The following is a 19,812-nucleotide window of genomic DNA, read 5'->3' on the forward strand; positions in this document are numbered from 1 at the left end:
AAGATCCCGTCGGCGGTCACGCCCACGACCTGCTGGGCCGCCTTGACGGCAGCACCCCGGTCACCCTTGCGGATCTTGGTGTCCATGTACGGCTCGAGCGGGTTGCTCGAGGTCCCTGCCGTCTTGGTGTAGCTCAGGCCGGCGAGCGCGCGCCACACGTTCGGCGAGACGACACCGTCGGCCTTCAGCTCCTTGTCCTCCTGGAACTGCTTGACCGCCTTTTCGGTCTGGGAGCCGAAGGCACCGTCCGCCGTGATGCCGAGCGTCCGCTGCAGGGCCTTGACGGAGTCGCCCGTCGAGCCGAGACGGATCGTCGTCGTCAGGTACGTGTCGAGCTCACCGCCGCCGTCACCGCCACGCGGGGGGATGTCGCCCTTCTGGACCATCTTGTCCCAGGTCGCCTGGTCGAGGACGCCGGTGACGGGGACGTCGTTCTTGCTCTGCCAGGTGCGCAGCGCCGACTTCGTCGCGGGTCCGAAGACGCCGTCGGCGCTCACGCCGAGGACCTTCTGCGCCAGCTGCACGTCGGGGCCGGAGGCTCCCTCACGCAGCGTCGGGTAGCTGTCGGGGTCGGGCAGCGGCACGCTCGGACCACCCGGGGTGCGCGTCACGCTCGTCCACGCCACACCGGTCCACCAGGACGTGCGCTTCATGGCGCCGTCCCAGCTGAAGCTGAAGTGGATGTGGTCGGTGTGGGGGCTGACGCCGTTGTACGCCCGCCACCCCTCGTCCATCTGGTACGTCCCCCAGATCTGGCGGTTCCAGATGATGTACATGATCCCGAAGCGCCGGGCCATCGCCGCGGGGCGCCCCTCGGAGTCCGGTGCGAGGAGCCAGGAGATGACGCCGTCGGCCACAGCCCGCTCGTGCGGGTCGTAGGCGTTGAGCATCCAGTCCAGGGCGCGGCCCTCGGAGTGCTCGGTCAGCCCGTAGTTGCAGGCCCGCGAGATGCCGTAGTTGAACTCGTCGTAGTGGTTGGCCATCAACCGCGCGAAGGCGGTGACGCCCTCCTTAGGCGACGGGTCGCAGACGGACTGCGGGATGTAGGGCGACGCGACGTCCAGGTCCTTGGGCAGGTTGCTGTTCGTCGGCGGCGGGGGAACCGCGGTGCTGCGAGCGGTGGCGGTCCCGGCGAGGGGCAGGGTGAAGGCCGGGATGAGGGCGGCGCCGACGAAGCGGACGGAACGAGACACGCGGTTGCTCCTTGTGTGGACGCGGGCAGGGGGACCCGATCGGGGCGGCAGGTCCATCTCGTCACACTTGTCACAGCGCTCCCAGACATCACAGCCGGTCACTCTTATTCCATGAGTCACGCCAGACACGCCAGCCTCACCGGGCAATTACGTCCCTGTAGTTCACACACGTCCGCTGGCGCCTCACGGCCCCCCGGCCTCACCGAAGATGTGCTCCGGACCCGTCATCCCCGACCACCCATGTCCTCCCCTCACACCGGTGGACCGTCGGGAGACGGCTACGGTGGCGCCATGGACAAGGTCGTCAGCTCCCCAGCCGAGGCCGTCGCGGACATCCCCGACGGCGCCACTCTGGCCGTGGGCGGATTCGGGTTGTGTGGCATCCCGAGCGTGCTCATCGCCCAGCTCCGAGCGAAGGGGGTGCGTGACCTCGAGTGCGTCTCGAACAACTGCGGCGTCGACGACTGGGGCCTGGGGCTCCTGCTCGCCGGCGGCCAGATCCGGCGCATGGTCTCCTCCTACGTCGGTGAGAACAAGGAGTTCGCCCGCCAGTACCTCTCGGGCGAGCTCGAGGTCGAGCTGACTCCCCAGGGCACCCTGGCGGAGAAGCTGCGTGCCGGCGGCGCCGGCATCGCCGGGTTCTGGACCCGCACCGGCGTGGGGACCCAGATCGCCGACGGCGGCCTGCCGTGGCGCTACGACGAGAGCGGCGGGATCGCCGTCGCCTCCCCCGCCAAGGAGACGCGCACCTTCGCCGTCGCCTCCCGCGCGGCGGACGGCACGACCACCTCCGAGGAGCACGAGTTCGTCCTCGAGGAGGCCATCGCGACCGACTTCGCCCTCGTGCGCGCCTGGAAGGGCGACCGCCACGGCAACCTCGTCTTCCGCACGACCTCACGCAACTTCAACCCCCTGTGCGCCATGGCCGGCCGCGTCACCATCGCCGAGGTCGAGGAGCTCGTCGAGCCCGGCGAGCTCGACCCGGACTCGATCCACCTCCCCGGCATCTACGTCCAGCGCGTCGTCGCGCTCACCCCCGAGCAGGCCGCCGACAAGCGCATCGAGAAGCGCACCGTCACGACCCAGAAGGAGGCCTGACATGGCACGCACCCGCGAGGAGATGGCGGCCCGCGCCGCTGCCGAGCTGTCCGACGGTGACTACGTGAACCTCGGCATCGGCCTGCCGACGCTCGTGCCCAACTACGTCCCCGAGGACGTCGAGATCGTGCTCCAGTCGGAGAACGGCATCCTGGGCGTCGGCCCCTACCCCACCGACGACGCGGTGGACGCCGACCTGATCAACGCCGGCAAGGAGACGGTCACCCTGCGCAAGGGGGCCTCGATCTTCGACTCCGCGACCAGCTTCGGCATGATCCGCGGCGGCAAGGTCGACGCCGCCATCCTCGGCGCGATGCAGGTGGCGCAGAACGGCGACATCGCCAACTGGATGATCCCCGGCAAGATGGTCAAGGGCATGGGCGGCGCGATGGACCTCGTCCACGGCGCCAAGAAGGTCATCGTCCTCATGGAGCACGTCGCCAAGGACGGCTCGCACAAGATCGTGCAGGAGTGCGTCCTGCCCCTCACGGGCAAGGGTGTCGTCCAGCGGATCATCACCGACCTGGCCGTCATCGACGTGACCGACGACGGTCTCGTGCTGCGTGAGCTGGCCCCCGGGGTGACCACCGAGGAGGTCCTCGAGCGCACCGGCGCCGAGCTGCGCGTCGACCTCGACTGACGCGAGGGAATCCCTGTCACGAGGACAGGACGACGCGGGGCGCTCCGGCCGGAGCGCCCCGCGTCGTCGTCTGCACGTCGTCGTCTGCGCAGGCAGCCGGGGTCAGGCGTCCCGGACCCGCGTCAGCGCACCCGAGCCCACCCGGGTCGTCGACCCGAAGGCGGTCACCGCGGGCCACTGCGGACTGCGCTGCACGAGCCCCGTGGTCGGCCATGCCGCCGACGTGGTGACGATGAGCACCGGAGCGCCGAGACCCGCTGCCAGGACCGGGTCGACCGTCTGACCCGACGAGGTCCGGGCGAGGACCACGCGGGCGCCCGGGTAGCTGCGGCGGAAGTAGCGGGCCAGGTCGGCTGCGACCTCGGTCGACGTCGAGGCCCCGAACCGTTGGGTGTTGAGTCCGGCCGCGCGCAGGTCGTCCTCGACCGCCGGCGGGACCTTGCGCGTCGACCCGAGCACACGGACCGTGCGCACCCCGGCGCGGTCGAGGGCCGCGAGCGTGCGCCACCCCACTCCCCAGGAGGTCGCCCACACGATGGGCTCGCGGCGGGTGCCGGCCACCGCCGAGAAGGCGCTGGCCTCGAGGGTCGCCGAACTGGTGGCGACCCCGACCCGGGTGATCGTCCCGGTGCGGGCCATGAGGTCGACCACGGCTGCGGACGTGTAGTCCTTGTCGCTCAGTCCCACCCGCGTCACGGTGATCCCGCGGGCCCGCAGCTCGCGGATGACCTCGGACCCCACCATCGGGGCGCCGGCGACGACGTAGGCGCGCGTGATGGCAGAGCCACGCCGGTCGAGCTCACGACGCGTCGCACCGGCCAGACGGGCGTTGCCGCTCAGCAGGAGGGGCGCCCGCAGCGCGCCGGCGAGCGGACGGGCCATGACCAGGTGGGCGATGTCCTCCTCGTACATGCTCGCGATGACGACGGTGTCGGCGCTGAGCGGCACCGCACGGGCGGATGCGACGGCGAGTTCGGGCGGGTAGGAGCCGGAGATCCGGTCGGTCGGACGGTGGATGGCCGCCGACGACAACCCGAGCGCGCGGCGCATCTCGTCGCCGCGCAGGGTGTGGGTCGTCCCGGCCGCCGATGTCGCCCTCGCGTAGCGGACGCTCGTCGCGCTCGTGCGCTCCGACAGGTCGAGAGAGGCCACGTCGGGCAGGTCGAAGGCGTCGGCGAGCTGCGCCGAGGTGACCGACGACGTCCACGCCCGGCGGGGGTTGTCGGCCGTGGTGCTCCAGGGGTCGGGGACCCCACGCAGGTACGGCACCGGCGTCCCGCCCCAGAAGTCCTCGTTGTTGACCGTGTGACCACCGGAGGAGGACGAGTACAGGGCCTCGATGACCCGCCCCCCGTAGCGGGGCACGTACCCCGTCGTCGAGCTGCCACCGGCGGCGACCGCAGCCCGCCAGGCCGACCATCCGGTCGCCGCGCTGCCCACCGGGACGGGACCGTAGACCTGGTCGGTCACGCCGCCCTGGACGTGGCACGCACACTCCGCCCGGACGCCGGCGGCGACCTTGCGCAGGGCGTAGGCGCGGGCCGCGGCGGCCTGGGCCTGCAGTGCTGCCGCCGGCCATCCCCACGGCACCTCGCGCACCTGGTCGAGGTACTCGTCGGACAGCCGCAGGTGCAGGACGCCCTCGATCGTGGACGCGCCGGGCGTGGGCGTGACGACGAAGGGGGCGTGCCGGTACCTCTTGCCGGACAGGGTCAGGTCCGTGCGTGACTCGTCCCAGGTGACCCGGACCGAGCCGCCCGTCACGGACGTCGGCGAGCACGAAGAGCACGACGCGGTGACCGAGGAGCCACTGCGGCGCACGGAGACAGCCGCACCGGCCGCGGCGCGCATCGTGCTCGATCCGGCGGTCACCGTCAGCGTGCCGCCTCCGCTCGCCCGCGAGGTCCCGGCGATCGTCTGCGAGCTGCGGCCGCGCACGATGTTGACCCGGATCGTCCGGTTGTCGGTGACCTGGTCGTAGGTCGTCCCGGAGTAGTAGGAGCGCAGGATCTGGCTCGCGTTGCGGCCGGCCTTGGCCTGGGCGAGCGCGCCGTACTGGCTCATGCCGACGCCGTGGCCGAAGCCGTTGCCGCTGAAGGACCAGGGGCCGGTGGCCGAGGCCCCTGCCACCCGGCCCGGCGCGGCGGCGGGACGGGCGCTCGTCCCCGGCGCCAGCGCGAGCGCGGTGGCGAGCGCGCACAGCGCGGCGAGGAGCGCGGCGGCGCGACCACGACGGGGCGGAATGGGGCTCATGGAGGATTGTCCTCCGCTCAGCCCTCGCCGGGAAGACCTCTCGAGAGACTGGAGGGGCTCGTGATGAAACCGATGCCCCACGACCAGTGCATCGTGGCGATCGCGGCCGGGACCCGCACGCGCACGGCCGGGTCCTCCCCCTTCGAGATCATCCACCCGCCGACCGTGACGGCGGCCGCGTAGCCGGCCGGGACCACCCAGGCGGGGCGCCACACGACGCCGAGCGCGGTCGCGGCGAGCGTGCCGGCGACCATCGTCGGCGGGGCGAGGTAGCGCACATTGGCCGTCCCACGGTGCAGCCGCGCGACGACCCGGCGCCACCGGCCGTAGTTGAAGTACTGGTCCGCGAGGGCCTGCAGGCTCGAGCGCGGTCGGTAGGTGACGACGAGCTCCGGGGTGAACCACACCCGGCCGCCGCTCGTGCGGATGCGGTGGTTCATCTCCCAGTCCTGGGCCCGGGCGAAGTGGGGGTCATAGCCACCCACACGCTCGAGCGCCGCGCGCCGGAAGACCCCGAGGTAGACGGTGTCGGACTCGCCGGCCCCACCCCCGACGTGGAAGCGCGAGCCGCCGACGCCGAGCGGGCTCTTCATCGCGCAGGCGATGGCGCGCTCGAGCGGGCTGACCCCCACGGCGTCCATGATCCCGCCCACGTTGTCCGCCCCCGTCTCCTCGAGGGTCGCGACCGCCGTGCTCAGGTAGTCGACGGGGATCTCGGCGTGTGCGTCGACCCGGGCGATGACCTCCCCGCCTGCCACTCCGATCGCGGCGTTGAGCCCGTCGGGCGTGCGGCCCGACGGGTTGGGCACGGTCCGCACCCGGGGGTCGGCGGCCGCCAGCCGAGCCGCGATCTCGTCCGTGCCGTCGGTCGACGGACCGAGCGCCAGCACGAGCTCGAGTGGGCCGGGCCAGTCCTGGCCGAGCACCATCGCCACCGAGTCGGCGAGGTGCCTGGCCTCGTTGAGGACGGGCATGACGACACTGACGCGGGGATGCACGGGCCCCAGTATGAGGGGCGCCACGCACCGGATCCGCGGGACTCGCCGCGTTCGTCCGGCGCAGGCGCAGGCTTTGCTCCTATCCTGCGGGGCATGCCTGATCGTCCCCAGCGTCCCCGTCGGCCCGCCGGCGACCGTCCCACCGGCCGCGGCTCCGACGAGGCGATGACCCTCGACATGCGCAAGGGCCGCCGGGGCGGGGACGACGCGCGCGCCATCCCCACGGGCAAGCGTGAGCGGCCGCAGCGGCCTGCCGAAGGGGGTCAGCGCCGACCTGCCGAAGGGGGCCAGCGACGGCCCGCCGAAGGGGGCCAGCGCCCCCGACCGCGCGCGGCCGGCGCTCCCGGTCGGGCATCGGGTTCGCGTCGCCCCGCCGAGGAGCCCCGCACGCGGGTCATGCCGGCCGGGACTCCCCCATCGCGCCCCTCCCCCGACCGCCCGCAGCGCCGCACCCCGCCACCCGGGTCGGGAGGCCCTCGTCGTCCGGGACCGCGCGGCGGCGGGTCGGCTCCGCGCCGACGCCGGCCGCTGCGCACCCTGCTCACCGTCGTCCTCGTCCTGCTGCTCCTGTGGGGCGGCAGCATGGCGTGGGCCGTGAACTCCGCGTGGAACGAGGTCGCCCGCGTCGACGCGACGCCCGACGGCGAGCGCCCCGACAGCGACGGCCGCAATGTCCTGCTCGTCGGGAGCGACTCGCGCGCCGGCCTCACGCCCGAGGAGCAGAACCGTCTCGGGACCGGCAAGGACACCGGCGGGGCCCGCACCGACTCGATCCTCGTGCTGCACACCGGAGGCGACAAGTCGACCCTGCTGTCGATCCCGCGCGACTCCTGGGTCGAGATCCCCGGCCAGGGGATGAACAAGATCAACGCCTCGTTCAGCATCGGCGGGCCCAAGCTGCTCACCCAGACCATCGAGCACAACACGGGGTTGAAGATCGACGGCTACATGGAGATCGGTTTCGGGGGCTTCGCGACCGTCGTCGATGCCGTCGGCGGCGTCAACATCTGCGTCAAGAACGACATGGACGACGACAAGGCCCACATCAACCTCAAGAAGGGCTGCCAGGTCCTCGACGGCAAGAACGCCCTGGGGTACGTGCGAGCCCGCTACTCCGACCCCGAGGGCGACCTCGGGCGGGCCAAGCGCCAACGGCAGTTCCTCGGCGCGCTCATGGGCAAGCTCGTCACCCCCGGCAACCTGCTCCAGCCGTGGAAGGTCAACTCACTCGGCAAGGAGACCGCCGGCGCACTCACCGTGGGCGAGGACGATTCGCTCCTCGGGACCGCGCGCGCCTTCTGGGCCTTCCGCAGCATCGCCAAGGGTGAGGGCAACTCGGTGACCGTGCCGATCTCCAACAATGCGCTGCCGACCGCCTCCGGCACCGCCGTGGAGTGGGACGAGGCGAAGTCCACGCAGCTCTTCGACGCCCTGAAGAACAACGAGCCGATCACCATCGAGCCCGACGACTCCTGACCGGGGCGACCGACCCGATGCTGTGCAGCGGGTCACATCCACCTATCGTTCGGTCCATGGACAACACGTTGCACAGGATCGGGGTCGTGGGATGCGGCCTCATGGGCGCCGGCATCGCCGAGGTGTGCGCCCGCGCGGGCTCCGACGTCGTCGTCGTCGAGTCGGACCAGCAGCGCGCCGACGCCGGTCGGGGCCGACTGGCGAAGTCCCTGCGTCGCGCGGAGGAGCGCGGTCGGCTCGACAGCGCCGACGCCGTGCTCGAGCGCATCCGGGTCGTCACCGACATGACCGAACTCGCCGACCGCGACATGGTCGTCGAGGCGATCGTCGAGGACGAGGGCGCCAAGGTCGCGCTCTTCAAGCAGCTCGACGAGATCGTGGAGAGCCCGGACGCCATCCTCGCGTCCAACACCAGCTCCATCCCGATCATGAAGCTCGCGACCGTCACCAAGCGCCCCTCCAACGTGCTGGGCGTGCACTTCTTCAACCCGGTGCCGGTCCTCAAGCTCGTCGAGCTCGTCCCCTCGCTCATGACGGCTGAGGAGACCACCGAGCGCGCCCGCGCCTACGTCGACGGGGAGCTGGGCAAGCACGCCATCATCTGCCAGGACCGCGCCGGCTTCGTCGTCAACAGCCTGCTCATCCCCTTCATCCTCAGCGCCATCCGGATGTACGAGTCCGGCTTCGCCACCGCCGAGGACATCGACCAGGGCTTCGTCCTGGGCGCCGCGCACCCGCAGGGTCCGCTCGCCCTGGCCGACCTCATCGGCCTCGACACGACGATGGCCGTGGCCCAGTCGCTGTACGAGGAGTTCAAGGAGCCGCTCTACGCACCCCCGCCGCTGCTGCAGCGGATGGTCGACGCCGGCCTGCTCGGCCGCAAGGCTGGGCGCGGCTTCTACACCTACGACGCCTGAGCTTCCTTCGTCCCGGCACGGCCCGCTCGGTGGGCTTGGCGGGTCGCCGCGGCACGCATGTGACCTCACCTGCCCGGCGGCCGGGCAGGAGCCGACGCACGGGGTGGGTCTGCGCGCATCAAAGAAAAGTCCGGACTGCCTGCGCGGCGTGAGGTACGCGCGAAGCGGTCCGGACTTTTCGGTGCGCAGGCCCAGCCCGTGTGGCGGCGGGATCACCCCGGCCGGGCCGGGCTGACGATGGGGGGGGAGGTCAGCGGGCGGCGGGGATGCCCTTGAGCAGCTGACGGGCCATGACGATGCGCTGGACCTGGTTGGTGCCCTCGTAGATCTGGGTGATCTTGGCGTCGCGCATCATCCGCTCGAGCGGGAAGTCGCGGGTGTAGCCGGCGCCACCGAGCAGCTGGACGGCGTCGGTCGTCACCTTCATCGCGACGTCGGAGGCGAAGGCCTTGGCCGCGGCACCGAAGAAGGACAGGTCCGCGTCGTGGCGCTCGGACTTGGCCGCGGCGACGTAGACCATCTGGCGGGCGGCCTCGAGCTCCATGGCCATGTCGGCGAGCATGAACTGGATGCCCTGGAACTCGGCGATGTTCTTGCCGAACTGCTTGCGCTCCTTGACATAGGCCAGGGCCTCGTCGAGGGCGCCCTGGGCGATGCCGACGGCCTGGGCACCGATGGTGACCCGGGTGTGGTCGAGGGTGCGCAGCGCGATCTTCAGCCCCTCCCCCTCCGCGCCGACGAGGCGGTCGCCGGGGATGCGGCAGTTGTCGAAGTGCAGCTCACGCGTGGGGCTGCCCTTGATGCCGAGCTTGCGCTCCTTCTCCGAGAAGCCGAAGCCCTCGTCGGACTTCTCGACGACGAAGGCCGAGATGTTGTTGCCACGGGGGCCGTCGGGGTCGGTGACGGCCAGGACGGTGTAGAGCTCGGACTCACCGGCGTTGGTGATCCACGCCTTCTGGCCGTTGAGCACCCAGTCGTCGCCGGTGCGGGTGGCCTTGCACTTCATGCCGGCGGTGTCGGAGCCGGCCTCACGCTCGGACAGGCCGTAGCTGAAGCCCTCCCCCTTCGCCAGACGCGGCATGTAGCGCGCGTTGATCTCCTCGGAGCCACCGAGGATCACCGGCATCGAGCCGAGCTTGTTGACGGCCGGGATCAGCGAGGACGACGCGCAGACCCGCGCGACCTCCTCGATGATGATGCAGACGGCGAGTGCGTCCGCGCCGACGCCACCGTGCTCCTCGGCCACGTGCGCCGCGTGGAAGTCACTGGCGATGAGGGCCTCGTTGGCCTCCCGCGGGAAGCGGGACTCCTCGTCGACCTCGGCGGCGAAGGGCTTGATCTTCGCCTCCGCGACGGCCCGGACGGCCTCGCGGATCGCCTCGTGGTCCTCGGAGGTGCGGAACATGTCGAAGTCAGGGTTGGCGCTCACGTGCCGGATGCTACCGCGACTGCACACCCGCGCTGCACAGGTGTTCAACCACGGCACCCGTGCAGCGCGTGGCGTGGGTCAGGAGTCGGTGCCGAAGAGGTCGCGGGTGTAGACCTTGTCGGCGACGTCCTCGAGGTCGGGGGTGCGGCGGTTGGCGATGATGACGTCGGCCTCGCGCTTGAAGGCCTCGGCGTCGCGCAGCACGCGGGAGCCGAAGAAGGTCTCCTCGTGCAGCTCGGGCTCGAAGATGATGACCTCGACGCCCTTGCCCTTCAGGCGCTTCATGATCCCTTGGATGGAGGAGGCGCGGAAGTTGTCCGAGCCGGCCTTCATGATCAGGCGGTGGACGCCGACGACCTTGGGGTTGCGGCGCAGGATGTCCTCGGCGACGAAGTCCTTGCGGGTGCGGTTGGAGTCGACGATGGCCTGCATGAGGTTCTGCGGGACGTCCTCGTAGTTGGCCAGCAGCTGCTTGGTGTCCTTGGGCAGGCAGTAGCCGCCGTACCCGAACGAGGGGTTGTTGTAGTGGTGCCCGATGCGCGGGTCCAGGCCGACGCCGTCGATGATTTGGCGGGTGTTGAGACCGTGCCGGGCGGCGAAGGTGTCGAGCTCGTTGAAGTAGGCCACCCGCATCGCCAGGTAGGTGTTGGCGAACAGCTTGATCGCCTCGGCCTCGGTGGAGTCGGTCAGCAGCACCGGCGCGTCGTCGGACTCGGCGCCCTGCAGCAGCAGGTCGGCGAAGCGCTGGGCCCGGTCGCTGACCTCGCCGACGACGATACGGCTGGGGTGCAGGTTGTCCTGCAGGGCCTTGCCCTCGCGCAGGAACTCCGGGCTGAAGATCAGGTTGTCGGTGCCCAGCGCGGCGCGGGTGGCGGCGGTGAACCCGACCGGGATCGTGGACTTGATGACCATGACCGCGTCGGGGTTGGTCTGCATGACGTCGCGCACGACGCCCTCGACGGTCGAGGTGTTGAAGTAGTTGGTGTCCGGGTCGTAGTCCGTGGGCGTGGCGATGACGACGAAGTCGGCACCGGTGTACGCGTCGGCTTTGTCGAGGGTGAAGCGCAGGTCCAGGTCGCGGTGGGCGAGGAAGTCGATGATCTCCTCGTCGTGGATGGGGCTGGTCCCGGAGTTGAGCATCTCGACGCGCCCGGCGTCGATGTCGAACCCCACGACTTCGTTGTGCTGGGCGAGCAGGACGGCCATGGACAGGCCGACGTAGCCCGTCCCGACGACGGCGATCTTGGTGGTCACGGGATTCCTCGGTGCGGGGGTCGGATGGACTCCCGCATTATGTCCCACACGCGGCCGCTGCACCGGAAGGTGGCCGGGCGTGGCCCATTGCTTCCCGCGTCGCGGGAGCGTTGGATGGACCCATGAGCCTCACCCACAAGAACGACACCGAGACCATGCGTCGCCTCATCGCCGACCCGGGGACCTGGGTGGTCGTCGGCCTGAGCAACAACACCGAGCGGGACGCACACCGCGTCGCGCGGTGGCTCAAGCACGAGATGCACAAGGCGATCATCCCTGTGCACCCCGATGCCGAGACCGTCGACGGGGACCAGGGCTACGCGACGATCAGCGACATCCCGGACGGCGACGTCAAGGTGATCGACCTCTTCGTCAGCTCCGAGCACGTCGGCGCGGTCGTCGACGAGGCGATCGCCAACAAGGACCGCCTGCACATCGACGCGATCTGGATGCAGCTCGGTGTCTCCGACCCGGCCGCGGCCGACCGGGCCCGCGAGGCCGGTCTGCTCGTCGTCATGGACACCTGCCCCAAGATCGAGTGGCGCCAGCTGCGCAACGAGGGCGCCTCGCGCTGACCCTCCGGGGGACGAAGGGGGATCAGCTCCCGGCGACCTGCCGGCGCAGCCGCTCCCCCTTCGCGTGCGCCTGGGCACCGAGGTCCGCGGCGAAGTCCGCGAGCGCCTGTCGCAGCCGCTCCGCCTCCTCCCCCTCGCCGGCGGCGAGCATGCGCACGGCCATCAGGCCGGCGTTGCGGGCCCCGCCCACGGCCATCGTGGCCACGGGGATCCCGGCGGGCATCTGGACGATGGACAGCAGCGAGTCCATGCCGTCGAGGTGCGTGAGCGGCACCGGCACGCCGACGACGGGGAGCGTGGTGACCGAGGCGAGCATGCCCGGCAGGTGGGCCGCTCCCCCGGCCCCCGCGATGATGACGCGCAGGCCGCGCCCGGCGGCCTGCTGCCCGTAGGTGATCATCTCGGTCGGCATGCGGTGCGCGGAGACGACATCGGCCTCGAAGGGCACACCGAACTCGTCGAGGACGGCGGCCGCGGCCTCCATCGTCGGCCAGTCGCTGTCGCTGCCCATGACGAGGCCGACGCGGGGTGCGGGGTTGGTGGACGAGGTCATTCGGTGATCACTCCCTGGATGTAGTCGGCGGCGTGCCGGGCCCGCTCGCGCAGGTCCGCGAGGTCGCTGCCGCTGACGTTGACGTGGCCGATCTTGCGGCCCGGGCGCACGGACTTGCCGTAGAGGTGCACCTTGAGCTCCGGGTCGCGGGCCATGAGGTGGCGGTAGGTCGGGTACAGGTCGGCGTGCTCGCCGCCGAGCACATTGCCCATGACGGTCCACGGCTCCCGGGCCCGGGGCGAGCCGAGCGGGAGGTCGAGGACGGCCCGCAGGTGCTGCTCGAACTGCCCGGTCACCGCACCGTCCATGCTCCAGTGGCCCGAGTTGTGCGGCCGCATCGCCAGCTCGTTGACGACGACCGACCCGTCGGACAGCTCGAAGAGCTCGACCGCCATGACCCCGGTGACGCCGAGGGTCGCGGCGATGTCCAGGCCGATGACCGTCGCGGCCCGCGCGGCGTCGGGGTCCAGGTCGGGTGCGGGCGCGATGACCTCGGTGCAGATGCCGTCGGTCTGCACGGTCTCGACGACCGGCCACGCCGCCGCCTGCCCCGACGGGCTGCGGGCGAGGAGCACCGAGAGCTCGCGCACGAAGGGGACGCGCGCCTCGAGCAGCAGCTGCTCGCCGCGCTGGCTCGCGGCCGTGAGCCAGGTGCGCACGTCCTCGACGGACGAGGCGAGCAGCACCCCCTTCCCGTCGTAGCCGCCCCGGGGGGTCTTGACGACCACCGGCCACCCGACCTCGTCGGCGAAGGCGGTGACATCAGCCTCGGTGGAGGCCGCCGCCCAGCGTGGGCACGGCAGTCCGGCATCGGTGAGGGCCGCGCGCATGACGAGCTTGTCCTGCGCGTGCAGCAGGGCCTTCGGCCCGGGGTGGACGGCGACGCCGTCGGCGAGCAGTGCGTCGATGACGCCGGCGGGCACGTGCTCGTGGTCGAAGGTGACGACATCGCAGTGGCGCGCGAACTCGCGGACGGTCGCGACGTCGGTGTGGTCACCGACCGGGGCGAAGGGGGTCACGAGCGCGGCCGAGGCATCGGGCGCCTCCGCCAGCACGGCCAGCGTCACGCCGAGCTCGGCAGCGGGACCGGCGCACATCCGCGCGAGCTGACCACCGCCGATGACACCGACGACGGGAAAACCTCCGGGGGCACGTGGGGGGATCGACACGTGCCGAGGATACGTTGCACCGAATCCGGCCACCCACGATTACGCTGCTCGGGATGCCCGAACCCACCGAAGCCACCCCAGACGCCCCTGCCGGCACCTCGTCGACACCCCGTCGAGGTGGGCTGGCCGGGATCGTCGACACCGTCTGGCACGAGATCGCGAAGTTCGGGGTCATCGGCGCGCTGTCCTTCGTCATCGACCTCGGCGGCATGAACCTGCTGACCCACACCGTCCTCGAGGACAAGGTGACGACGGCCCGCATCCTCAGCGGTGTCGCGGCCACCCTCTTCGCGTGGTTCGGCAACCGCAGCTGGACCTTCGCCCACCGCCGCTCGCGGCCGGTGCACCACGAGGTCACCCTCTTCTTCGTCGTCAACGGGCTGGCGCTGATCATCTCGACGCTGTGCCTCGTCATCTCGCACTACGGCCTCGACTTCACCTCGCGCCTGGCCGACAACATCGCGACCGTCATCGGCATCGGGCTCGGCACGCTCTTCCGCTTCTGGACTTACCGCCGCTTCGTCTTCGCCAACGAGCCGATGGACGAGGACACCTCACCCCTGGCGCACGAGCACGAGGAGCCTCCGGCAGCCTGACCGGTCATCGGCTCCCGGGGCCGGAGAGGAAGGCGGCGAAGACCGCCGGCTGGGCACTCACGAGCTCCAGGCGTCCGCCGTTGCGCTCGGCGAGCTGGCGGGCCAGCCCCAGCCCGAGGCCGGACCCGTGAGAGGTCACCGAGCGCTCGAAGATGTGGGGGGCGATCGCCGCGGGCACGCCCTCCCCTTCGTCACTCACCTCGATGACCACCGATCCCCCGGAGCTGCGCATCTCGATCTCCACGCGGCCGGCGCCGTGGTCGAGGGAGTTCTCGATGAGGATCTGCAGGATCTGCGCCAGGTCCATCGGGGCCGCGCGCACGGCGAGGCCGGGCGGGCCCTCGACGCGCATCGTGCGGTGGGCGGCCGTGAAGGCCGGCTGGTACTCGCGCTGGAGCCCCGCGAGGACGGAGTCGAGGGAGATCTCGGGCAGCTGCGCCTTCTCCTCCTTCGAGCGGGTGCGCATCGTGTCGATGACGCCGGTGAGCCGCTCGACCTGGGTGACCGCGACGGCCGCCTCGTCCCGCACGACCGCGAGGTCGTCGGTCTGGCCGATCTCCTCCAGGCGCATGAGCAGCGCCGTGAGCGGGGTGCGCAGCTGGTGCGAGGCATCGGCGGCGAAGTCGCGGTCCATGGCGCGCTCCTGCGCCAGCTCGCCGGCGAGCCGCGCCACGTCACCGGCCACGGTGTCGACGTCGTCGAGCCCGACCATCGTCCGGGGCAGCGCGCCACCGCCGTCACGGATGGCGACGACCTGGTCGCGGATGTAGTCCATGCCCCGGGCCCGGCGGGCGTCGATGACCCGCACGACCACGAGGGCCAGTCCGCCGACGAGCGCCACCCCGAGCGCGGGGGCGATGAGGATCCACGCAAGCAGGTCGATGCCGAGCACCCGCACGCCCTGCGAGCCGGTGGCGGCGACCGCGACCACGCCCAGGACCAGCGCCGTGACGACCGCGGAGCCGACGACGGCGGCGGCCACCACGCGGTGGACGTGACTCGTGTAGGTCACGAGTCGAAGCGGAACCCGACGCCCCGGACGGTGGCGATGTGCCGCGGATCGGAGACGTCGTCACCGAGCTTGCGGCGCAGGACGGAGATGTGCATGTCGAGGGCCTTGGTCGAGCCGTACCACTCGGTCTCCCATACCTCGCCCATGAGCTGCTCGCGGGTGACGACCCGGCCGGTCTCGCGCACCAGCACGCTGAGGACGGCGAACTCCTTGGCGGTGAGCGACAGCTCGTCCCCGTGGAACCACACGCGGCGGCTGTCGAGGTCGATGCGCAGCGGGCCGGTCGGCTCGACCGGGTCGTCGCTGCGGCGGCGCAGCAGCGCGCGCACGCGGGCCATGAGCTCGGCGAGCCGGAAGGGCTTGGTGACGTAGTCGTCGGCGCCCGCGTCGAGCCCGACGACCGTGTCGACCTCGTCGGCGCGAGCGGTGAGGACGAGCACCGGCACGTCGGAGCCGGTCGCGCGCAGCCGGCGGCACACCTCGAGCCCGTCGAGGGTCGGCAGACCGAGGTCCAGGACGAGCAGGTCGGGCGGGGTGCCGAGGGCGGAGTCGAGCGCGTCGCGTCCGTCCTCGTGGACGGTCACCTCGTATCCCTCGCGGATGAGGGCCCGCGCCAATGGGTCGGAGATGGCGGTGTCGTCCTCGGCCAGCAGCACTCGGGTCATGGTCGGATCATAGGAACTGTTCCTCAGACGTGCGCGGTGACATCGCGGGAGCGCCGGACACCCGTGACCCGGACGAGCCGGCTGGGCACGACCTCACCGATGCCACGCAGCGCACGGGGCCGGGTCGGCAGTGTGGAGAATCCGCTGAGCGGCTCGAGCAGTCGGGCGAGGGCGTCATCGACGAAGACCCCGCCCGGGGGTGCGGCGGCGGTGAGGCGACTGGCGCGGTTGACCGTCGTGCCGAAGACGTCCCCGAGCCGGCGCACCACGGGACCGTGGGCCATGCCGACGCGCGCCGAGGGGAGCAGGTCGTCCTCGCTCATCGCCTCGACGAGGTCGAGCGCGATGGCGGCCGCGGGCGCGACGTCGAAGGTCTGGAAGAGCACCTCGTCACCGACGGTCTTGACCACGCGCCCGCCGTGGGCGGTCACGACGTCGGTGCACAGGTCCTCGAAGCGCTGCACCATCCGGGCCAGGTCGCGCTCGGTGAGGCGCCGCACGACGGAGGTGAAGTTGACCAGGTCGGCGAAGCCGATGATCGACGCCCGGGTGCTGTCGTCCTCGACCGTGAGCAGCCGCTGGATCGACGCCGTCAGCTGGCGACGCCAGACGTAGACGACGAGCGGCTCGAGCTCGTCGATGAGCGAGGTCATCCACGCGGCGGCGGCCTCGTTGTCGCCCTCGGGCGGCTCGTCGCTCACCTCGCCGCGTCGTATCCGGCCGACCTCCTCGCTGACGAGCTGCACCTGCCAGGCCGCCAGCCGGTCCATGGTCCGCGCGATGGCGCGGGTCATCGACAGGGCGAAGTCCTCGGGCAGCCCCTCCTCGCGCACCATCGCCGCCACGCGGCTGAGTGCCTCGAGATCGGCCTCGGTGAACATCGTGTCGCCCTCGTGGACGATGGGGAAGCCCATGGCGTGCCAGAACTTGCGGGCCGAGCGGATCGAGACCCCCGCCTCGCGGGAGACCTCGCGCCGGCCCATCGACGCCGGCCGGCCGAGGAGTGCGCGCTCGAAGAGCTCGAGGCCGGCCTCGACGTCGCCGGGGAGGCCGGCGACGGCTTCGCCGGCGTCGTCGGGGGTGGCGTCGGTGGGGAGGCCGTGGGTCGCGTCGTCGGACAACGGCACCTCCGGGGTCGGTCTGGGACGGGCGGGCCCGTCAGGGGCGCGGCGGCGTGCCGGCAGGTCGGATGTGCTGCACGTCACCAGCGGCCACGGTATCCGAGCCACCCTCGCCCGTGACGACGAGCCGGCCCTCGTCGTCGACGCCGGTGGCGGTGACGCGGTCGACGGACCCGTCGGGCCGGTGGACGTCGATCTCGCGCCCGATGGTGACGCAGGCGTCGCGGTAGGCGCGACGGACCCCCTTCGCCTGCTCCTCGCCGGCAGCGAGGTCCTCGTGGAGCGCGCGCAGCCGGCGGAGCACGTCCGCGGCGAGCGCGGTGCGGTCCACCTCCGCCCCGACGAGGCGAAGGGAGGAGGCCGTCGCCACGGGCAGCTGGTCGCGGTCGTGGTGGACGTTGATGCCGATGCCGACGACGATGCCTCCGCCGCCCGGGAGCATCTGGCAGAGGATGCCGCAGACCTTGCGGTCCCCGTCGTCCGGCAGCAGGACGTCGTTGGGCCACTTCAGGCCGGCCCGGACGCCGTGCTGCTCCAGGGCCCCGCGCACCGCGAGCCCGGCGGCCAGCGGCAACCAGCCCGCGCGGTCGATGACGGGCACGAGCACCGACATCGCCAGGCCGGCCCGAGGCACCTCCTGCCAGGCGCGGCCGAGCCGCCCCCGGCCGGCGGTCTGCAGCTCCGCGAGGACCGGGGACCACGGCTGCGCCCGCTCGATCGCCTCGGCGTTGGTCGAGCCGGTGACATCGAGGTGGACGGGGTCGCCCCACCCGTGTGACCTCGACAACTCTCTGGCCAGACGATGGACGTCGATCGGGATGAGCATGCCGGCAAGGCTAGGCTGCGCCTCATGTCCCAGAGCACCCAGACCACTGACGCTCAGGCGATCGGTGGCACCGACGTCCCCGACGACATCGACATCCACACGACGGCCGGCAAGCTCGCCGACCTCAAGCGTCGGGTGGCCGAGGTCGCGCACGCAGGTTCGGAGCGTGCCGTCGAGAAGCAGCACGCCCGCGGCAAGAAGACTGCCCGTGAGCGCATCGCCCTCCTCCTCGACGAGGACAGCTTCGTCGAGATGGACAAGTACGCACGGCACCGGTCGACGGCGTTCGGCCAGGAGGCCAACCGTCCCTACGGCGACGGTGTCGTCACCGGGTACGGCACGGTCGACGGCCGTCAGGTCGCCGTCTTCGCGCAGGACTTCACGGTCTTCGGTGGGTCCCTCGGTGAGGTCTTCGGCGAGAAGATCACCAAGGTCATGGACTTCGCCATGAAGATCGGCTGCCCGGTCATCGGGCTCAACGACTCCGGCGGCGCTCGTATCCAGGAGGGCGTCGTCTCGCTCGGCCTGTACGGCGAGATCTTCAAGCGCAACGTGCACGCGTCGGGTGTCATCCCGCAGATCTCGCTCATCATGGGCCCGTGCGCCGGCGGTGCTGTCTACTCCCCCGCCGTCACCGACTTCACCGTCATGGTCGACCAGACCTCGCACATGTTCATCACCGGCCCCGACGTGATCAAGACGGTCACCGGTGAGGACGTGGAGTTCGAGGACCTCGGCGGCGCCCGCTCGCACAACACCAAGTCCGGAGTCGCGCACTACATGGGCACCGACGAGGAGGACGCCATCGACTACGTCAAGGCGCTCCTGTCGTACCTGCCGAGCAACAACCTCGAGACCGCGCCGCTCTACGGCGGCGAGCTCGACCTCGCGGTCAACGACACCGACCTGACGCTCGACACGATCATCCCCGACTCGGCGAACATGCCCTACGACATGAAGGCGGTCATCGAGACCGTCGTCGACGACGGCGAGTTCCTCGAGGTGCACCCGCTCTTCGCGCCCAACATGATCTGCGGCTTCGCCCGGGTCGAGGGCCAGTCGGTCGGCATCGTCGCCAACAACCCGATGCAGTTCGCCGGCACGCTCGACATCGACGCGTCGGAGAAGGCCGCGCGCTTCGTGCGCACCTGCGACGCCTTCAACGTGCCGGTCCTGACCTTCGTCGACGTCCCCGGCTTCCTGCCCGGCACCGACCAGGAGTGGAACGGCATCATCCGCCGCGGCGCCAAGCTCATCTACGCCTACGCCGAGGCCACCGTCCCGCTCGTCACGGTCATCACCCGCAAGGCCTACGGCGGCGCCTACGACGTCATGGGGTCCAAGCACCTCGGCGCCGACATCAACCTCGCGTGGCCGACCGCCCAGATCGCCGTCATGGGCGCGCAGGGCGCGGTCAACATCCTCTACCGCAAGCAGCTCGCGGCCGCCGAGGCCGAGGGTCGCGACGTCGAGGAGGCGCGCCAGGAGTTCATCACCGCCTACGAGGACGCGCTGGCCAACCCGTACGTCGCCGCCGAGCGCGGCTACATCGACACGGTCATCACCCCGAGCAACACGCGGATGAACGTCTCCAAGGCGCTGCGGGCGCTGCGCACCAAGCGCGAGACGCTGCCGCCCAAGAAGCACGGGAACATTCCGCTGTGATGGCTTCGCAGGCTCAGGACACCGAGCAGCCGGCGGCCCCCGCCGGCCCGCGCATCGAGGTCCTCGGCGACGCCTCACCCGAGCAGGTCGCCGCGCTCGTCGCGGTCCTGTCCGGTCTGGGCGGTGGCGAAGGGGAGGCCCCTGCGGCTCCCCCTTCGGCCTGGTCGAACCCCGCGCGGCTCGTCCGTCCGGCGGTGTACCCCGCACCCGGCGGGTGGATCGCCTCCGGCCTCCCCCGCTGACCCACCACCTCCTGCGGGTGTTGGCCGCCCACGAGTGCTGATTCGAAGAAGGACCGCGACCTCCAGGTCGCGGTCCTTCTTCGATCGGGGCAGCCACTCGTCCACACCTTCGACCGAGCGAACCACCTCG

General features: G+C 71.4%; 19 protein-coding genes. 8 read left to right on the top strand and 11 right to left on the bottom strand.

All coding sequences use genetic code 11. The features are described from left to right. Nucleotides 1–1,193 (bottom strand): peptidoglycan-binding domain-containing protein (locus JAN01S_RS02450; RefSeq protein ID WP_169797149.1); only part of this gene is annotated, 1,193 nt, incomplete at its 3' end. 291 nt (nucleotides 1,194–1,484) lie between these two features. On the opposite strand from JAN01S_RS02450, the gene JAN01S_RS02455 reads away from it, so the two are divergent. Together JAN01S_RS02455 and JAN01S_RS02460 are read left to right on the top strand one after the other, a co-directional pair. Beyond that, complete coding sequence (locus JAN01S_RS02455) at nucleotides 1,485–2,291, top strand: CoA transferase subunit A (protein WP_068313149.1); 807 nt, start codon at nucleotides 1,485–1,487, stop codon at nucleotides 2,289–2,291. 1 nt (nucleotide 2,292) lies between these two features. Continuing rightward, complete coding sequence (locus JAN01S_RS02460) at nucleotides 2,293–2,931, top strand: 3-oxoacid CoA-transferase subunit B (RefSeq protein ID WP_068313151.1); 639 nt, start codon at nucleotides 2,293–2,295, stop codon at nucleotides 2,929–2,931. A gap of 102 nt (nucleotides 2,932–3,033) precedes the next feature. Here JAN01S_RS02460 and JAN01S_RS02465 read toward each other — a convergent pair whose 3' ends face one another. Both JAN01S_RS02465 and JAN01S_RS02470 read right to left on the bottom strand, forming a co-directional pair. Beyond that, complete coding sequence (locus JAN01S_RS02465; RefSeq protein ID WP_068313153.1) at nucleotides 3,034–5,184, bottom strand: SpoIID/LytB domain-containing protein; 2,151 nt, start codon at nucleotides 5,182–5,184, stop codon at nucleotides 3,034–3,036. Nucleotides 5,185–5,201: 17 nt separating this feature from the next. Beyond that, the gene (locus tag JAN01S_RS02470) at nucleotides 5,202–6,182 is read right to left on the bottom strand and encodes a glycosyltransferase family 2 protein (RefSeq protein ID WP_280513168.1); all 981 of its coding nucleotides are present in this window, start codon (nucleotides 6,180–6,182) and stop codon (nucleotides 5,202–5,204) included. Nucleotides 6,183–6,275: 93 nt separating this feature from the next. Here JAN01S_RS02470 and JAN01S_RS17480 point away from each other — a divergent pair, with 93 nt between their 5' ends. Together JAN01S_RS17480 and JAN01S_RS02480 are read left to right on the top strand one after the other, a co-directional pair. Beyond that, on the top strand, nucleotides 6,276–7,658 hold the full coding sequence (locus JAN01S_RS17480) for an LCP family protein (protein ID WP_244884731.1): 1,383 nt from the start codon (nucleotides 6,276–6,278) through the stop codon (nucleotides 7,656–7,658). 56 nt (nucleotides 7,659–7,714) lie between these two features. Further along, nucleotides 7,715–8,575 carry a 3-hydroxybutyryl-CoA dehydrogenase gene (locus tag JAN01S_RS02480; RefSeq protein ID WP_084359961.1) on the top strand — a complete coding sequence of 287 codons (861 nt, stop codon included), beginning with the start codon at nucleotides 7,715–7,717 and terminating at the stop codon, nucleotides 8,573–8,575. Between the two features lie 250 nt (nucleotides 8,576–8,825). Here JAN01S_RS02480 and JAN01S_RS02485 read toward each other — a convergent pair whose 3' ends face one another. Both JAN01S_RS02485 and JAN01S_RS02490 read right to left on the bottom strand, forming a co-directional pair. Continuing rightward, entirely contained in the window at nucleotides 8,826–10,004 is a 1,179-nt protein-coding gene (locus JAN01S_RS02485; RefSeq protein WP_275888025.1) for an acyl-CoA dehydrogenase family protein, read from the bottom strand. Between the two features lie 78 nt (nucleotides 10,005–10,082). After that, nucleotides 10,083–11,258, bottom strand: coding sequence for a nucleotide sugar dehydrogenase (locus JAN01S_RS02490; protein WP_157075561.1), 1,176 nt, complete (start codon nucleotides 11,256–11,258; stop codon nucleotides 10,083–10,085). Nucleotides 11,259–11,380: 122 nt separating this feature from the next. On the opposite strand from JAN01S_RS02490, the gene JAN01S_RS02495 reads away from it, so the two are divergent. Continuing rightward, complete coding sequence (locus JAN01S_RS02495; RefSeq protein ID WP_068313161.1) at nucleotides 11,381–11,833, top strand: CoA-binding protein; 453 nt, start codon at nucleotides 11,381–11,383, stop codon at nucleotides 11,831–11,833. A gap of 22 nt (nucleotides 11,834–11,855) precedes the next feature. Here the strand turns inward: JAN01S_RS02495 and purE are convergent, their stop codons facing one another. Then, complete coding sequence (gene purE / locus JAN01S_RS02500; protein ID WP_068313163.1) at nucleotides 11,856–12,386, bottom strand: 5-(carboxyamino)imidazole ribonucleotide mutase; 531 nt, start codon at nucleotides 12,384–12,386, stop codon at nucleotides 11,856–11,858. After that, on the bottom strand, nucleotides 12,383–13,555 hold the full coding sequence (locus JAN01S_RS02505) for a 5-(carboxyamino)imidazole ribonucleotide synthase (RefSeq protein ID WP_068313165.1): 1,173 nt from the start codon (nucleotides 13,553–13,555) through the stop codon (nucleotides 12,383–12,385). Before JAN01S_RS02505 ends, purE begins: the two co-directional genes overlap by 4 nt. A gap of 53 nt (nucleotides 13,556–13,608) precedes the next feature. Between JAN01S_RS02505 and JAN01S_RS02510 the strand changes: the two genes are divergently transcribed. Continuing rightward, nucleotides 13,609–14,151 (top strand): GtrA family protein, encoded by a 543-nt coding sequence (locus JAN01S_RS02510; protein WP_068313168.1) that lies wholly within the window; start codon nucleotides 13,609–13,611, stop codon nucleotides 14,149–14,151. Between the two features lie 4 nt (nucleotides 14,152–14,155). Here JAN01S_RS02510 and JAN01S_RS02515 read toward each other — a convergent pair whose 3' ends face one another. From JAN01S_RS02515 to JAN01S_RS02530, 4 genes are read right to left on the bottom strand one after another with little or no spacing between them, the layout of a single operon-like run. Further along, entirely contained in the window at nucleotides 14,156–15,163 is a 1,008-nt protein-coding gene (locus JAN01S_RS02515) for a sensor histidine kinase (protein ID WP_068313172.1), read from the bottom strand. After that, nucleotides 15,160–15,828, bottom strand: coding sequence for a response regulator transcription factor (locus JAN01S_RS02520; protein WP_068313175.1), 669 nt, complete (start codon nucleotides 15,826–15,828; stop codon nucleotides 15,160–15,162). The genes JAN01S_RS02515 and JAN01S_RS02520 overlap by 4 nt, the downstream gene beginning before the upstream one ends. 23 nt (nucleotides 15,829–15,851) lie before the next feature. Continuing rightward, nucleotides 15,852–16,955, bottom strand: coding sequence for an adenylate/guanylate cyclase domain-containing protein (locus JAN01S_RS02525; RefSeq protein WP_068313178.1), 1,104 nt, complete (start codon nucleotides 16,953–16,955; stop codon nucleotides 15,852–15,854). A 31-nt stretch (nucleotides 16,956–16,986) separates the two neighbouring features. Further along, nucleotides 16,987–17,775 (bottom strand): biotin--[acetyl-CoA-carboxylase] ligase, encoded by a 789-nt coding sequence (locus JAN01S_RS02530; RefSeq protein WP_068313181.1) that lies wholly within the window; start codon nucleotides 17,773–17,775, stop codon nucleotides 16,987–16,989. A 24-nt stretch (nucleotides 17,776–17,799) separates the two neighbouring features. Here JAN01S_RS02530 and JAN01S_RS02535 point away from each other — a divergent pair, with 24 nt between their 5' ends. After that, nucleotides 17,800–19,440, top strand: a complete 1,641-nt coding sequence (locus JAN01S_RS02535; protein ID WP_068313185.1) for an acyl-CoA carboxylase subunit beta — start codon at nucleotides 17,800–17,802, stop codon at nucleotides 19,438–19,440. Continuing rightward, the gene (locus JAN01S_RS02540) at nucleotides 19,440–19,682 is read left to right on the top strand and encodes an acyl-CoA carboxylase subunit epsilon (RefSeq protein ID WP_068313188.1); all 243 of its coding nucleotides are present in this window, start codon (nucleotides 19,440–19,442) and stop codon (nucleotides 19,680–19,682) included. The genes JAN01S_RS02535 and JAN01S_RS02540 overlap by 1 nt, the downstream gene beginning before the upstream one ends. Nucleotides 19,683–19,812: the final 130 nt, after the last annotated feature.

This window comes from Janibacter anophelis NBRC 107843 (genome assembly GCF_001570945.1).
GTDB classification, from domain to species: Bacteria; Actinomycetota; Actinomycetes; order Actinomycetales; family Dermatophilaceae; genus Janibacter; species Janibacter anophelis.

What these genes read in the sequence shown, in the direction of transcription:
- JAN01S_RS02495 (WP_068313161.1), top strand. Translation starts at nt 11,381, where the DNA reads ATGAGCCTCACCCACAAGAACGACACCGAGACCATGCGTCGCCTCATC.
- JAN01S_RS02455 (WP_068313149.1), top strand. Translation starts at nt 1,485, where the DNA reads ATGGACAAGGTCGTCAGCTCCCCAGCCGAGGCCGTCGCGGACATCCCC.
- JAN01S_RS02460 (WP_068313151.1), top strand. Translation starts at nt 2,293, where the DNA reads ATGGCACGCACCCGCGAGGAGATGGCGGCCCGCGCCGCTGCCGAGCTG.
- JAN01S_RS02520 (WP_068313175.1), bottom strand. Translation starts at nt 15,828, where the DNA reads ATGACCCGAGTGCTGCTGGCCGAGGACGACACCGCCATCTCCGACCCA.
- JAN01S_RS02535 (WP_068313185.1), top strand. Translation starts at nt 17,800, where the DNA reads ATGTCCCAGAGCACCCAGACCACTGACGCTCAGGCGATCGGTGGCACC.
- JAN01S_RS02465 (WP_068313153.1), bottom strand. Translation starts at nt 5,184, where the DNA reads ATGAGCCCCATTCCGCCCCGTCGTGGTCGCGCCGCCGCGCTCCTCGCC.
- JAN01S_RS02510 (WP_068313168.1), top strand. Translation starts at nt 13,609, where the DNA reads ATGCCCGAACCCACCGAAGCCACCCCAGACGCCCCTGCCGGCACCTCG.
- JAN01S_RS02530 (WP_068313181.1), bottom strand. Translation starts at nt 17,775, where the DNA reads ATGCTCATCCCGATCGACGTCCATCGTCTGGCCAGAGAGTTGTCGAGG.
- purE (WP_068313163.1), bottom strand. Translation starts at nt 12,386, where the DNA reads ATGACCTCGTCCACCAACCCCGCACCCCGCGTCGGCCTCGTCATGGGC.
- JAN01S_RS17480 (WP_244884731.1), top strand. Translation starts at nt 6,276, where the DNA reads ATGCCTGATCGTCCCCAGCGTCCCCGTCGGCCCGCCGGCGACCGTCCC.
- JAN01S_RS02480 (WP_084359961.1), top strand. Translation starts at nt 7,715, where the DNA reads ATGGACAACACGTTGCACAGGATCGGGGTCGTGGGATGCGGCCTCATG.
- JAN01S_RS02540 (WP_068313188.1), top strand. Translation starts at nt 19,440, where the DNA reads ATGGCTTCGCAGGCTCAGGACACCGAGCAGCCGGCGGCCCCCGCCGGC.